General features: G+C 35.4%; 10 protein-coding genes. 7 read left to right on the top strand and 3 right to left on the bottom strand.

What is annotated here, in order from left to right; translation table 11 throughout:
- Positions 1 to 90 precede the first annotated feature (90 nt).
- Positions 91 to 969, bottom strand: a complete 879-nt coding sequence (locus tag ABD859_RS16755) for a helix-turn-helix domain-containing protein (RefSeq protein WP_345145739.1) — start codon at positions 967 to 969, stop codon at positions 91 to 93.
- A 306-nt stretch (positions 970 to 1,275) separates the two neighbouring features.
- On the opposite strand from ABD859_RS16755, the gene ABD859_RS16750 reads away from it, so the two are divergent.
- The 7 genes from ABD859_RS16750 (at position 1,276) to ABD859_RS16720 (ending at position 11,004) form a co-directional block, all read left to right on the top strand.
- Entirely contained in the window at positions 1,276 to 2,412 is a 1,137-nt protein-coding gene (locus tag ABD859_RS16750) for a glycoside hydrolase family 26 protein (protein WP_345145738.1), read from the top strand.
- 39 nt (positions 2,413 to 2,451) lie between these two features.
- A complete protein-coding gene (locus ABD859_RS16745) occupies positions 2,452 to 3,843 on the top strand; it encodes an MFS transporter (RefSeq protein ID WP_345145737.1) in 1,392 nt (463 codons plus the stop codon).
- A gap of 28 nt (positions 3,844 to 3,871) precedes the next feature.
- Positions 3,872 to 5,062 (top strand): glycoside hydrolase family 130 protein, encoded by a 1,191-nt coding sequence (locus ABD859_RS16740; protein WP_345145736.1) that lies wholly within the window; start codon positions 3,872 to 3,874, stop codon positions 5,060 to 5,062.
- 6 nt (positions 5,063 to 5,068) lie between these two features.
- Entirely contained in the window at positions 5,069 to 6,259 is a 1,191-nt protein-coding gene (locus ABD859_RS16735; protein ID WP_345145735.1) for an AGE family epimerase/isomerase, read from the top strand.
- A 2-nt stretch (positions 6,260 to 6,261) separates the two neighbouring features.
- The gene (locus ABD859_RS16730) at positions 6,262 to 7,491 is read left to right on the top strand and encodes a glycoside hydrolase family 26 protein (RefSeq protein ID WP_345145734.1); all 1,230 of its coding nucleotides are present in this window, start codon (positions 6,262 to 6,264) and stop codon (positions 7,489 to 7,491) included.
- 137 nt (positions 7,492 to 7,628) lie between these two features.
- Entirely contained in the window at positions 7,629 to 8,921 is a 1,293-nt protein-coding gene (locus ABD859_RS16725; RefSeq protein WP_345145733.1) for a glycoside hydrolase 5 family protein, read from the top strand.
- 103 nt (positions 8,922 to 9,024) lie between these two features.
- A complete protein-coding gene (locus ABD859_RS16720; RefSeq protein ID WP_345145732.1) occupies positions 9,025 to 11,004 on the top strand; it encodes a retaining alpha-galactosidase in 1,980 nt (659 codons plus the stop codon).
- A 299-nt stretch (positions 11,005 to 11,303) separates the two neighbouring features.
- On the opposite strand, the gene mgrA is transcribed toward ABD859_RS16720, so the two are convergent.
- Complete coding sequence (gene mgrA / locus ABD859_RS16715) at positions 11,304 to 12,260, bottom strand: L-glyceraldehyde 3-phosphate reductase (protein WP_345145731.1); 957 nt, start codon at positions 12,258 to 12,260, stop codon at positions 11,304 to 11,306.
- A gap of 392 nt (positions 12,261 to 12,652) precedes the next feature.
- Entirely contained in the window at positions 12,653 to 14,950 is a 2,298-nt protein-coding gene (bglX, locus tag ABD859_RS16710) for a beta-glucosidase BglX (RefSeq protein ID WP_345145730.1), read from the bottom strand.
- Positions 14,951 to 15,063: the final 113 nt, after the last annotated feature.

Raw genomic sequence — 15,063 nt, 5'->3', positions numbered from 1 at the left:
GAAGCAGAAATTATAAATAAAAGTTAACGAAATCATCAAAATCAAACGTTTTCGTTAAAAATAATATTTACTTGTGCAAAAAAAGTATCACTATAATATACGCTTCAATCCAGAAAAATCTTCCCTGTATTGGCTGGGTGTACAATTTTTAATTGCCTTAAAACTGCGATTGAAGTTCGCAATATTATTAAAGCCGGATTTAAATGCTACTTCAGAAACACTCATATCTTTTTCTACCAGCCATCTCGCTGCATATCCAATTCTGATATCATTAATATAGTTTACAAAAGTTTTTCCGGTGCGTTTCTTTATAAAACGATTAAAAGAAATAATCGACATACTGGCCACATTCGCAACATCTTCTAAAGTAATTTTTTCGGCAAAATGTTTTTGTACATATTCATATACCAGTTTCATCTTGTCGTAGTCATCAAACTTATCATAATCTACCGTATAAGTAGAAAGCAGTCTTTGATTTCTCGAATTGGCTAGATCATATAATAAAGAAGTAATTTCTAAGAAATAATCGATACCATCGAGTTTAGAAAGCCTTACAAGCCTTGGCGTTAATTCTTCGGCTGTTTTTTTAGAAAATAAAATTCCGTGAATCGAGCGGTTAAACATATCACGAATAGGATTCATAATACGTCTTGCTAATAACGATTCGTGAAATAAATCATTATGAAACTGAATCGTAATCTCATGGATCTTTTTATTAGTACACTTATTTAATTCCCAGCCGTGGTATAAATTCGGACCAATTAAAACCAGTTCGACACTATCAATTTCTTCTATATTGTCTCCCACAACACGCCTTACACCTTTTCCGTTAAGAATAAAATTGATCTCAAATTCAGGATGATAATGAACCGGAAAATCAAAGCTGTCTTTCACGCGGTCAAAAACCAAAAAACTGTCTCCGGCAGAAAGCGGTGCAATTTCTCTGTAAAAATTTTTAGTGGTACTCATTCTTAAAATCTATTTTAGCTGAATTACTTTCTCTTTTTTTTCTGCAATAATATGATATATAATTGATAAAATAATATTGATTACACTATAAACATACATTTATCTTTGAAAAATAAAATTATCAAGTCTGTAAAAACCATATTAATAATAAACATAAATCATTTTTAATACCAGACCTTTTTATAGTTTTAATAATTTTATCTGGAAAACAATACTGAATTACAAATACACAAAAACAGCATCAGTTAAAGCTTGTTCATTTTAACAAATCAACAATAATAGACTGAAATACAATATTTTCAAAAAATGAAAAAATACTTTTACAAGCTTTTTATCACCGCTTTAATCGGAACTTCCTGTTCTGCACAGCATAATAACAGTAATACTAATTTGTCAATTTCAGATAAAAAAGCAACACCAGAAACCATACAGCTGTACAAAAACCTAAATAAACTGGTGCAAAAAGGATATCTTTTTGGACATCAGGATGACTTAGCGTATGGCGTAAACTGGAAGTATGAAAACGGACGCAGTGATATTAAAGATGTTGTGGGAGATTATCCTGCTGTGTATGGCTGGGACATTGCTGGTTTAGAAAAAGATGATAAAAATAATATAGACGGTGTTCCATTTGAAAAAATGAAACAATATATTATTGAAGCCAATGAAAGAGGCGGCATTTCGACAATAAGCTGGCATTTTGATAATCCTGCAACCGGAAAAAACGCCTGGGATAATACGCCAAACGCTCTTAAAACAATATTACCGGGCGGAGAAAATCATCAAAAATTTACTTCATGGCTTGATAAAGCTGCTGTTTTCTTTCTTTCATTAAAAGACAAAAAAGGAAAAAACATTCCTATTTTATTTAGACCTTATCACGAACTTACCGGAGGCTGGTTTTGGTGGGGAAAAGGAAACTGCACACCAGATGAATTTAAAACAGCATGGAAATTCACCTTTGATTATCTTCAAAAAAAAGGTGTTCATAATCTAATTTATGTTTACAATACCAGCAGTTTCAATACAAAAGAAGATTTCCTTGCTAATTATCCCGGAGATGATTTTGCAGACATTATAAGTTTTGATTCTTACCAAAATAACAGCGATACAAATGGACAGAAATTTATTGATGAAGTACAAAATCAATTAAAAATCATCAATGAAATTGGTCATGAAAAACATAAATTAACCGCTGTTGCCGAAGCTGGTTACGAAGCCATTCCAGACCCAAAATGGTGGACAGGAACTTTCTCAAAAGCCATTGGTGATTATAAAATTTCTTATGTCTTGTTATGGAGAAACCACGGCTGGCAGGAAAACGAAAAAAAGATGCATTATTACGCGCCGTTTAAAGGTCAGGTAAGCGAAAAAGATTTTGTAGACTATTACAATCTTGACAAAACCTTATTTGAAAAAGACATAAAAAAAGCCCTCAAATAATTCTCTCAAAACAAACTTTACAACCTTAAAAAATAACCAATGCACGACAAAATTAGTTTAAAAGAAAAAATCGGTTACGGACTGGGAGACGCCGCTTCTTCAATGTTCTGGAAAATATTCAGTATGTATTTATTGTTTTTCTATACCGATGTTTTCGGTTTGGCGCCAGCTGTAGTCGGAACTATGTTTTTGATTACCAGAATCTGGGATTCCTGCTTCGATCCTATCGTAGGAATCATTGCCGACAGAACAAAAACAAAATGGGGAAAATTCAGACCTTACTTACTATGGGTTGCCATTCCTTTTGCCGTGATTGGAGTTTTAACTTTTTACACACCAGATTTTGACGAAAAAGGAAAAATAATCTACGCCTACGTAACCTATTCGTTAATGATGATGATTTATTCCTTAATCAACGTTCCATATGCATCACTTTTAGGCGTAATGTCTTCAGACAGAAAAGACAGAAACACATTATCATCATACAGAATGGTTTTCGCATTTGGCGGCAGTCTTTTAGCACTTTGGCTTATAGAACCGCTTGTAAACTATTTTGGCGGTAACTTAAATTCTAAAACCGGATGGCTGGCCACAATCAGCGTTTTCGGAATTATAACCACTATATTTTTCTGGGCTTGTTTCTTATTTACAGAAGAAAGAGTAAAACCAATTGAAAATGAGCAATCCAACTTAAAAGAAGATTTAAAAGATCTTTTAAAAAACAAACCATGGTGGATTTTATTAGGTGCCGGAATTGGAACTTTGGTTTTCAATTCTATTAGAGACGGTGCTGCCGTTTACTATTTTAAATATTATGTAAGCAGTAACGTAAACTTCGATTTTTCGATTTTTGGAACAGATTTCCACATGACGCCTACATCAATTTATTTGGTTTTAGGACAAGCGGCCAATATTATTGGCGTTATAATCGCAACTCCAATTGCCAACAAAATTGGAAAAAAGAAAACTTTTTTTGGCGCAATGGCAATCGCTGCAATACTAAGCCTGATTTTCTATTTCTTCGGAAAAGAAGATGTATTGCTGATTATGAGTTTTCAGGCATTAATCAGTATTTGTGCCGGATGCATTTTCCCATTAATCTGGTCCATGTATGCAGACAGTGCTGATTACTCAGAATGGAAACAAGGACGACGTGCAACAGGATTGGTTTTCTCTGCATCATCAATGTCACAAAAATTTGGCTGGACAATTGGCGGTGCAGGAACAGGATGGCTTTTAGGCTATTATGGATTTCAGGCAAATGTTGAACAAACAGTTACAGCACAACACGGAATTCAGTTAATGTTAAGCATACTCCCGGCCGTTGCTGCTGCAATATCAGTTATCTTCATTTTATTTTATCCGCTTTCTGAAGACAAACTGCAAACCATAGAACAAGATTTAAACGAAAAAAGAGACCACAAAAACTAAAAATAAATCAGATCAGAAATTAAAATATATGACAACAATAGCATCTTCAGCCATATTTCTCGAAAGAAAAAATGCGCTAGAAAACGAACATAAAACACTTATCGAGAAAAAAAATTCTCCTGAGGAAAATGCAGGGAACGGAATTTACGAACGTTATAAAAATCCTGTTGTTACAGCATCTCACGTCCCGTTAAACTGGCGTTTTGACTTAAACGAAAAAACAAATCCTTTTTTACTGGAAAGAATTGGCATGAACGCGGCTTTTAACGCTGGCGCCATGAAATGGAATAATAAATATCTTCTTGCTGTACGTGTAGAAGGCATCGATAGAAAATCATTTTTTGCCATTGCCGAAAGTCCAAACGGAGTCGATAATTTCAAATTTTGGGAAAAACCATGCGTAATTCCGCAGACTGAAGAACCAGACACAAACGTATACGATATGCGTTTAATAAACCACGAAGACGGCTGGGTTTATGGCATTTTCTGTACAGAAAGAAAAGATCCAAAAGCACCAAAAGGCGATACAAGTTCGGCTGTAGCCAATGCAGGAATTGTGCGTTCAAAAGATTTAATCAATTGGGAAAGACTTCCTGATTTAATTTCAAATACCGGACAACAGCGAAATGTAGTTTTACACCCAGAATTCGTAAACGGAAAATACGCATTATACACACGTCCGCAAGACGGTTTTATTGATGTAGGTTCAGGCGGAGGAATTGGTTTAGGATATGTTGACGATATGACAAATCCTGTGGTAAAAGACGAAAAAATCATTTTCGGAAAACAATATCATACGATTTACGAATTAAAAAACGGACTTGGCCCTGCTCCTATTAAAACTTCAAAAGGCTGGTTACATCTGGCGCACGGAGTTCGTAATACTGCAGCAGGATTGCGCTATACTTTATATATGTTCATGACCGATTTAAATGATATCTCGAAAGTAACCCACGTTCCTGCCGGACATTTTATGGGACCTGAAGGCATTGAAAGAGTCGGCGATGTATCGAATGTATTATTTTCAAACGGATGGATTGAAGATGCAGACGGAACTGTTTATGTGTATTACGCATCATCAGATACCAGAATGCACGTTGCTGTTTCTTCTGTAGAAAAATTAGTCGATTATGTTATCAACACTCCGGCAGACACCTTTATTTCTGCAGGTTCTGTAGAAACTATCATCAGCCAAATTGAAAAAAACAACGCAATATAATATCAAGTGTCAGAAAATTTAAAAAAGTTAAAATCAGAATTAGAAACCGAACTGGATTCGATTCTAAAATATTGGTCCAACAATACCGTCGATAAACAAAACGGCGGTTTTATTGGTCAGATTGATTTTAACGATCATATTGTAGCAAACTCAGAAAAAGGTTCAGTTTTAAATGCTCGTATTTTATGGACATTTTCAGCCAGTTATCAGACCACAAAAAACGAAAACCACAAAAAACTGGCTGAAAGAGCCTTTGAATTTCTGTCTGAACACTTTTATGACAAACAATTTGGAGGTTTATTTTGGAGTATCAATGATGATAAAACGCCAAAAGAAACCAAAAATCAAATTTACGCGCTCGCGTTTGCGATTTATGGATTATCTGAATATTACGCCATTTCTAAAAACGAAAAAGCCTTAGAAATTGCCATTAATTTATATTCTAAAATTCAGGATTACAGTTACGATCCTGTAAACAAAGGTTATCTCGAAGCTTTTACAAGAGATTGGAAACCTATTGAAGATTTACGTTTAAGCGAAAAAGACGCTAACGAAAAGAAAACCATGAATACGCATCTTCATATTATTGAAGCTTATGCGAATTTGTATAAAGTATGGAAAGACAAGACGCTCCAAAACATTATGATTGAGCTTCTTGAAACCATCGAAAAACATTTCATTAATACCGAAACCGGACATCTTCGTTTGTTTTTTAATGAAAACTGGATCGAAAAACCCGACGTGATTTCATACGGACATGACATTGAAGCTGCATGGCTTTTACAACAGTGCGCTGAAATTTCAGAAAATGAAAGTCTAATTGCCAATTATAAAAAATACGCAGTCCAGATTGCCGATGCCACAAAAAAAGGACTTGATTCTGACGGCGGATTATGGTATGAATACGATCCGGAAAAAAAAGAATTAATAGCCGAAAAACACTGGTGGCCTCAAGCCGAAGCTTTAATTGGTTTTTACAATGCGTACCAATTAACCGGCAAAGAAGAATATCTGGATATTGTGTACAACAACTGGGAATTTACCAAAAAATACATTCTGGACAAAGAAAACGGCGAATGGTTTTGGGGAGTTTACAGCGATTATTCAATAATGCAAAAAGACAAAGCTGGCTTTTGGAAATGTCCCTATCATAACGGCAGAGCCTGTTTAGAACTTATTAACCGAATAAAAACTTAAAAATGAAAACAACATTTCTCAAAATAGCATTTCTCAGCATCTCGGTTTTAACTATCCTAAGCTGTTCTTCAGATAAAGAAGATGCAGCCCAGATAATAATCGATCCGCCAACTCAGGATGATCCTTTAACAACATCAAATACCATTAATTATATGGTCGATGCCAATGCTTCAAAAGAAACTGTTGCTTTATTTTACAATTTAAAAAGACTGGCAAAAACCAAAACAGCTATTGGTCAGCAGGATGCTTTTAATAGTTTTTATCAGGATGCCGCGGGCGATTCTGATATCAAAAAAAATACAGGTTTTGATCCTGCCGTTCTGGGTTCTGATTTTATGTTTATTACCGATAAAAATAATAACGGACAAGCTAATAACTGGTATTATCAGCAGGAACAAAAAATCATTACCGATACAAAAGCAGCTTACGCAAAAGGAATAATCAACACTTTCTGCTGGCATTTAAGAGAACCTTTTAAAGAAGATTCTTTTTATACCGCCGATATGTCTGCCGAAGAAAAAGCCTCTGCTTTTAAAAGTATTTTACCAGGCGGATCTAACAACGAATGGTACAAGAAAAAACTTGACAAAGTTGCGAGTGTAGTTTCTAATTTAAAAGGCACAAACGGCGAATTAATTCCAATTATTTTCAGGCCTCTTCACGAATTTGACGGAAGCTGGTTTTGGTGGGGCGCTAATTTCTGCACTGCCGATGAATACAAAAAAGCCTATCAGTTTACAGTCGATTACTTAAAAAACACCAAAGGCGTTCACAATATTTTATACGCTTTTTCTCCTGATAATTCATACACCACAGAAAACAATTATTTAAGTCGTTATCCGGGAGATAAATACGTCGATATTATCGGTATGGATAATTACGGAGATTTCAATAATCAGGGACAAACCGGATCTGACAGAGCCAATGCCAAACTAAAAATTCTTTCAGATTATGCTAAAGCGAAAGTTAAAATTGCGGCTTTAACCGAAACGGGATATCGCGTTACAACGACAACGCCTGCTATTACAGATTGGTTTTCGACTTTGTTGTACAGCGCTTTAACTAAAAATGATATCCAGATAAGTTACGTTATGTTTTGGAATAATAATGCTGATGGGTATTATGTTCCAAATGGCTCAGCATCAAATGCAGCAGATTTTAAAACATATAGTTTAAAGGCAAAATCAGCTTTGGTGAATTCTCTGCCAAAGATGTATGAAATGCCGAAATAACAAAACTATACGAATAAAACCAAAAAGTCTTACAAAACCGTAAAGTCCTAGCCCTGATAGAAGCGGCATCCTTTTATGGTGGGGTTCACCATAAAAGATACAGCGGATAGCAGGAACAGCTCCTAAAAAATAATCGTATGAAAAACAGATTTCTAAAAACCCTTTCATTAGTTTTAATTCTTGCTGCAATCGCTTGTCAGGCACAGGAAAAAATTACCGTAAAAGGAACTCAATTTTATAAAGGAGATAAACCCTACTCCTACATTGGAACCAATTATTGGTACGGAAGTATGCTGGCGTCTAAAAAAATCGGCGACCGCAAAAGACTTTTACGCGAATTAGATTTAATGAAGAAAAACGGAATCGATAATTTAAGAATTCTGGTTGGTGCTGATGGTGGAAAATACGATTTTACCGTTCGTCCAGCGCTTCAATACCAACAAGGAAAATACGACGAAGATTTATTAGATGGTTTGGATTTTTTAATTTCTGAAATGCAAAAACGAAATATGTACGCCATTTTGTATCTAACCAATAACTGGGAATGGTCTGGCGGCATGTCTCAATATTTAGAATGGAATGGCAAAGGTCCCGTTCCGGTTCCGGCGATTCCGCCCAATACCTGGCCGCAGTTTATGTCGTACACCGAACAGTTTCACAGCTGTGAACCTTGCATGGAAGCTTTGAATAATCATGTAAAATTTATTATTGGAAGAACAAACGCCTATTCTAAAAAGAAATACAACGAAGACAACACGATTATGGCGTGGCAGGTTGGAAATGAACCAAGAACTTTTACGCCAGAAAACGAAGTAAAATTCACAAAATGGCTCAATACTATTGTGGATTTAATTGATAGTCTGGACAAAAATCATTTGGTTTCTACAGGTTCTGAAGGAAAAAACAGTTCGAACGACAGCATGGAAATTTTCGAAAGAACGCATCAAAATCCAAATATTGATTATCTAACAATGCACATTTGGCCAAAAAACTGGAACTGGTTTAAAGCCGATAACGGTGAAGCTACAATGCCAAAAACAATTGAAAATGCCGGAAAATATATTGACGATCATATTAAAGTTGCCAACAATTTAAAAAGACCAATTATTATTGAAGAATTTGGTTTGCCAAGAGAAAATGAAAATCTAAATGCAGGAGCACCTTCCGTTTACAGAGATCAATTTTACAATTACATTTTTGGAAGAGTTCTGGAAAGTCACAAAAACGGCGGACCGCTTCAGGCGGCAAATTTCTGGGGTTACGGCGGTGAGGGAAAAGCAATTCATCCTGATGGAAAATGGAATCCAGGCGAACCTTTTACCACAGATCCTCCACAAGAACCACAAGGTTTAAACTCCGTTTTCAACGGAGACAAATCGACGTTAGCAATTGTAAAAAAATACAATATAGAATTGAAGAAAAGTAAATAAGTTTAAACCATGTAAGTCATATAAGTTCATTGAATAAGTTTGAGATTTAAGCTTTGTATAAAAATAAACTTATATGACTTATATGGTTTCAAAAAATAATTACATGAAAAATACATTTGTTCTTTTTTGTTTGATAATCGTAAATCTTTCTTTTTCGCAGAAGAAACAGGATTTTACAGTGACTTCTCCAGGTGGAAAAATTTCTGTTTTAGTTTCTGTGAATGATAAAATTTCATGGACAATTTCCAGCGGAAAAGATTTGATTTTGGCTCCATCAGAAATGTCTCTAACTTTAGATCAGAATGAAGTTTTAGGCAAAAATCCAGTAGTTATTAATTCCAAAAAAGAAAGTGTCAATATTTCTTTTGAAACACCTCTTTACAAAAAGAAAACTATTCAAAATAATTACAATCAGCTGATTCTAAATTTCAAAAATGATTTCAGCATTGAATATCGTGTTTTTGATGACGGCGCTGCTTATCGATTTAGTACTAAAAAGAAAAAAGACATTACTGTTAAATGGGAAAATGTCAGCTTAAATTTCGATCAGGATTATTCGACTTTAATGCCTTATGTTCGTGATTTACGAAATCCGAAAGATCCTTATATTTCGTCTTTTGAAGCGCATTACGAAAACAAGAAAATCAGCGAATTTGCAAAAGATACTTTGGCTTTTCTTCCGTTTTTAATTGATTATAAAAATCATAAAAAAGCCGTTTTCTTAGAAGCAAATCTCGAAGATTATCCGGGATTATTTGTAACAAATAATTCTTCTAAATCGGGTTTTGAATCTCGTTTTTCTAAATATCCAACAAAAGAAACCAACGGCGGATTCAATAATATTAATCGATTAATTTCTGAAAGAGCCGATTATTTGGTTAAAACAAAAGGAACAAGAAATTTCCCTTGGCGAGCGATTGTTATTGCAGAAAATGATGCCGATTTAGCAAATAATGATATGGTTCAGAAATTATCAGAACCGTCAAGAATAAAAGATATTTCGTGGATAAAACCTGGAAAAGTGGCTTGGGATTGGTGGAACGACTGGAACATTTACAACATCGATTTTAAAGCTGGAATCAATACACAGACTTATAAATATTATATTGATTTTGCTTCGAAAAATAAAGTCGAATATGTGGTTTTGGATGAAGGCTGGAGTCTCGAAGAAGATATCATGAAACACAATCCAAATGTTGATTTGGAAGCTTTGATTGCTTACGGAAAAGAAAAAAATGTCGGTCTGATTTTATGGAGTTCATGGATGGCATTAACCAAAAACACCGACGGGATTTTAAAAAATTATGCCGATTTAGGAATCAAAGGTTTTAAAGTAGATTTCTTAGACCGCGACGATGCTAAAATGGTAAATTCGGTTTATGATATTTCGCAGAAAGCAGCGAATCATAAATTGATTTTGGATTTCCACGGAATGTACAAACCAACCGGAATTCAGCGTACATTTCCAAATATTTTAAATTTTGAAGGCGTAAAAGGTCTTGAAAATAATAAATGGACACCAAATGATGATGTGCCACTTTACGATTGTACAATTCCATTTATCAGAATGATGGCGGGCCCAATGGATTACACGCCGGGTGCAATGCGAAATGCAACTAAAAGCGAATTTAGACCAAGTCATTCGACACCAATGAGTCAGGGTACGAGATGTCATCAATTAGCATTGTACACCATTTTTGAAGCGCCTTTGCAAATGATGGCCGATAGTCCGACTGCTTTTATGAAAGAACAGGAAAGCACTGATTTTATTGCTAAAGTTCCAACGACTTTTGATGAAACTGTTGCCTTAGACGGCGAAGTTGGAAAGTTCGTTTCAATCGCCCGTAAAAAAGGAAATACTTGGTATTTAGGCGCGATCACAAATTGGGATTCGAGAGATATTACAATTGATTTTTCTTTCCTTGAAAAAGGTAAAAAATTCCAAGCCGAAGTTTTCTCAGATGGTTTAAATGCCGATAAAGCAGCAGTAGATTATAAAAGAGAAATTATTACGGTAGATTCAAATTCTAAAATAAAGTATCGTTTGGCAAACGGCGGTGGTTTGGCGATGATTATTCGATAAGTAAGTCCCAGCGGGACGAAATATTTATAGAAATAATTAAACCGTTTACAACATACAGCCCTAGAGGGACAACATAACATATGTTGACTTAATTTTACAAGTCCCAGCGGGACGAAATATTTATAGAAATAATTAAACCGTTTACAACATAAAGCTCCAGAGGAGCGACATATATAAACCGAATGTGTCGCTCCTCTGGAGCTATTAATATCCTACTTATTTGTTTCTATAAATATACCGCTTCTCCGAAGCTTTCAAATATTTTTTATTAAAACTCAAATTTTAATTTCTAAAAAAATCTATACTAAAATCTTCTCAATCGCATTTAATTCATCATGCGTAAATTCTGTATTCTCCAAACAATCAATATTATTACACAATTGTTTTACAGAACTCGCTCCAATTAATACAGACGTAATTCGTTTGTCTTTTTGAAGCCAAGCCAAAGCCATTTGTGCCAAAGACTGATTTCTATTTTGAGCAATTTCATTCAACTGAATTAATTTTTGAATGCGTTCCTGCGTAACCTCATCTTCTTTCAAATGTCCGTTTGGATTGTGTGCACGAGAATTTTCAGGAATTCCGTTTAAATATTTGTCGGTTAAAAGTCCTTGCGCCAAAGGCGAAAACGCAATACATCCCACTCCTTTTTCTTCTAAAACATCCAAAAGCCCGTTTTCAACCCAACGCTCTAACATCGAATATTTCGCCTGATGAATCAAACAAGGCGTACCCAATTGTTTTAAAACATCAACAGCAACTCTGGTTTGCTCTGCCGAATAATTACTAATCCCGACATACAAAGCTTTTCCACTTCTAACAGCGTGATCTAAAGCCATCATTGTTTCTTCAATTGGAGTTTCCGGATCTGGACGATGCGAATAGAAAATATCAACATAGTCAATATTCATTCGCTTTAAACTTTGGTCTAAACTTGACAATAAATATTTTCTGGAACCCCAATCGCCATAAGGTCCGTCCCACATTGTGTATCCTGCTTTTGTAGAAATCACGATTTCATCACGCAGATTTCCCTGAAAATTATGCCATAATATTTTTCCGAAATTCTCTTCTGCAGAACCCGGAACCGGCCCGTAATTATTCGCTAAATCAAAGTGAGTAATTCCTTTGTCAAAAGCTTCTTTGGCGATGCTTTCGGCGTTATCAAAATTATCTACCGAACCGAAATTGTGCCATAATCCTAAAGAAATCTCAGGCAGTAACAATCCGCTTCTGCCACATCTGTTGTATTTCATGTTATTTATTTAATAGTTGGAGTTTTAATAGATTTTAAAGGTAAAAAAAAATACTAAGTTTTGTATGTTTTGCCACGAAGACACAAAGGCACAAAGTTTTTTCCATAAGTTAATTTTTTTAATCTCGCAAAGTCGCTGAGACGCAAAGTTTTTATTTTTAAGATGAATTGCGTCCAGCTTTAGCTGGATGAAAAATACAAACGCAATATAAAAGGGCTTTAGCCAAACTAAATAAAGTTTGGCTAAAGCCCTTTTATATTCAAATCTTATTCCCCTAGCTGAAGCTAGGGGCTATTAAAAAATTTTGCGTCTTAGCGACTTTGCGAGATTAAAAATTTTACAGGATCATAAAAATAAACCTTGCGCCTTTGCGCCTTCGTGGCAAAAAACTTTTACTCTTTTATCTCAAACCCACTCGTCAAACCTTTATCAGAGCTTCCTCCAACCATAATTTTGAAAGTTCCTGGTTCTACTAAATAAGTACCTTCGTTATTATAGAAACCAAGTTCTTTATCTGTTAAAGTAAAGTTTACAGTTTTAGTTTCTCCTTTTTTCAAATTTACCAATTCAAAACCTTTTAATTCTTTAATTGGGCGAACAATGCTAGCAAATTCATCATGGATGTATAACTGCACCACTTCTTTTCCATCATAATTCCCTGAGTTGGTAACCTCAACAGAAACCTGAACCTTTTCTCCTTTCGCGAAAGCGGTTTTATTCAGTTTTAAGTTTTTATAATCGAATTTAGTGTAGCTCAATCCAAAACCAAATGGAAATTGAGGCGTTTTCTCTACATCCATATAATGCGACCAGAAAACATTTTTATCGCTGTCTGTTGGTCTTCCTGTGCTGTATTTGTTGTAATAAATTGGAACCTGACCTACATTTCTTGGGAAGGACATTGGCAGTTTTCCGCTTGGATTGTAATCTCCATATAAAACCTGTGCTACTGCATTTCCTGCCTGAGTTCCTAAATGCCATGCTTCGACAATAGCAGGAACATTTTCTGCTGCCCAAGGAATACTTAATGGACGTCCGTTATTTAAAACCAAGACTACATTTGGATTTACTTTGTAGATTTCTTCTAATAATTCCTGCTGTAAACCCGGCAGATTTAAATCGGTACGGCTTCTTCCTTCCCCACTTTGAAAACCATATTCACCTAAAACCATTACGACAACATCGGCATTTTTTGCGGCTGTTTTTGCACCTTCAAATCCGCTTTTATCTGTGGTGTTGAAAACCGTTTCGGTTAAGAAAGTGGCTTTTTGTTTTAGTAAGTCTGTACCTTTTTCAAAAGTCAGTTTATTGTCTTTATATTGCTGCATTCCTTCTAGAATAGAAACCGCAGTATCGTCTGAAGCTGCAATTCTCCAGCTTCCTAACGGACTGTTTTTATCATTCGCCAAAGCTCCGATCAAAGCAATTTTTTGTCCAGATTTCTTTAGCGGAAGCAGATTTTTTTCATTCTTTAAAAGAACAATAGATTTTTTCGCCATGTCCAAAACGCCGTCGTTATTAGCTTTGCTTCCAACAACAGCTTTTTCGCGTTTTTCATCGCAATATCTGTACGGATCATCAAATAAACCAAGTTCAAATTTCACACGAAGAATTCTGCGTACTGCATCATCAACCAAAGCTTCTTTCACTTTTCCTGATTTTACAAGATCAACCAATTTTGCAACATATAAATACGATTCCATGTCCATATCAGAACCAGCAATTACAGCTTTTGCAGTTGCATCGGCTTCGTCTTTGGCATAACCGTGCGCAATCATTTCGCGGATTGAAGCGTAATCCGAAATTACAAATCCGTCAAACTTCCATTTTCCTTTTAAAATATCTCTCTGCAAAAAGGCATTTCCTGTTGCCGGAATGCCGTTTAAAGTATTAAACGAATTCATAAACGTACGAACTCCTGCTTCTACAGTTGCTTCAAAAGGCGGTAAAACGGAATTATACAATTTAGAATTACTGATATCTACAATATTATATTCTAATCCTGCTTCTACATAACCGTAAGCAGCAAAGTGTTTTGCACAAGCTGCAATGGTATTTACTTTTGCTAAATCAGCAATCGTTTCTCCTTGAAAACCTTTTACTCTGGCATAACCAATTTTACTTCCTAGATACGGATCCTCTCCCGCACCTTCCATTACACGACCCCAGCGTGCATCATTTGCAACGTCAACATTTGGTCCAAAAGTCCAGTTGATTCCAGATGCCGAAGCTTCATCTGCTGCAATTGCTGCCGATTTTTTAATGGCTTCTAAATCCCAGCTCGCTGCTTCTGCCAGCGGAATCGGGCTCAACGTTTTATAGCCATGTATTACGTCAAAACCAATAATTAACGGAATTCCTAATCTTGTTTCTTCAACAGCAATTTTCTGTACAGCACGAACTTCTTTTACGCCGCGAACAGTTAGCATCGAACCAACCAATCCTTTTCTTAAATGTTCGTATTTTAATTCGGCTGTTCCGCCTTTTGGTGCCGGTCCCGTTACATCCCAAAAACCGTTGTATTGATTCATCTGCCCTACTTTTTCCTCTAAAGTCATTAATGGCAAAAGCAAATCTATACGCTGTTCAATAGTTTTATTTTTATCCAAATACGGTTTCTTCTGTGCATTCATATTTCCAACAGTAAACAGGGACAAAACCCCAATAATTATTATTTTTTTATTTTTCATATGTGTGGTTTAGTTAGTTTTTTTTTTGCCGCTAAGACACTAAGGCACAAAGTTTTCTTCAATCTTGTCATTTCGACTGAAAGGAGAAATCACACTCGTAACCACATAGATTG

It is taken from the genome of Flavobacterium ginsengiterrae (genome assembly GCF_039539785.1).
Classification (GTDB): domain Bacteria; phylum Bacteroidota; class Bacteroidia; order Flavobacteriales; family Flavobacteriaceae; genus Flavobacterium; species Flavobacterium ginsengiterrae.
This window is presented reverse-complemented; position numbering and strand designations above follow the sequence as displayed.

Bases quoted from the DNA above. Each gene is read 5' to 3' on its own strand.
- ABD859_RS16725 (WP_345145733.1), top strand. From the start codon at position 7,629: ATGAAAAACAGATTTCTAAAAACCCTTTCATTAGTTTTAATTCTTGCT.
- ABD859_RS16720 (WP_345145732.1), top strand. From the start codon at position 9,025: ATGAAAAATACATTTGTTCTTTTTTGTTTGATAATCGTAAATCTTTCT.
- bglX (WP_345145730.1), bottom strand. From the start codon at position 14,950: ATGAAAAATAAAAAAATAATAATTATTGGGGTTTTGTCCCTGTTTACT.
- mgrA (WP_345145731.1), bottom strand. From the start codon at position 12,260: ATGAAATACAACAGATGTGGCAGAAGCGGATTGTTACTGCCTGAGATT.
- ABD859_RS16750 (WP_345145738.1), top strand. From the start codon at position 1,276: ATGAAAAAATACTTTTACAAGCTTTTTATCACCGCTTTAATCGGAACT.
- ABD859_RS16740 (WP_345145736.1), top strand. From the start codon at position 3,872: ATGACAACAATAGCATCTTCAGCCATATTTCTCGAAAGAAAAAATGCG.
- ABD859_RS16730 (WP_345145734.1), top strand. From the start codon at position 6,262: ATGAAAACAACATTTCTCAAAATAGCATTTCTCAGCATCTCGGTTTTA.
- ABD859_RS16755 (WP_345145739.1), bottom strand. From the start codon at position 969: ATGAGTACCACTAAAAATTTTTACAGAGAAATTGCACCGCTTTCTGCC.
- ABD859_RS16745 (WP_345145737.1), top strand. From the start codon at position 2,452: ATGCACGACAAAATTAGTTTAAAAGAAAAAATCGGTTACGGACTGGGA.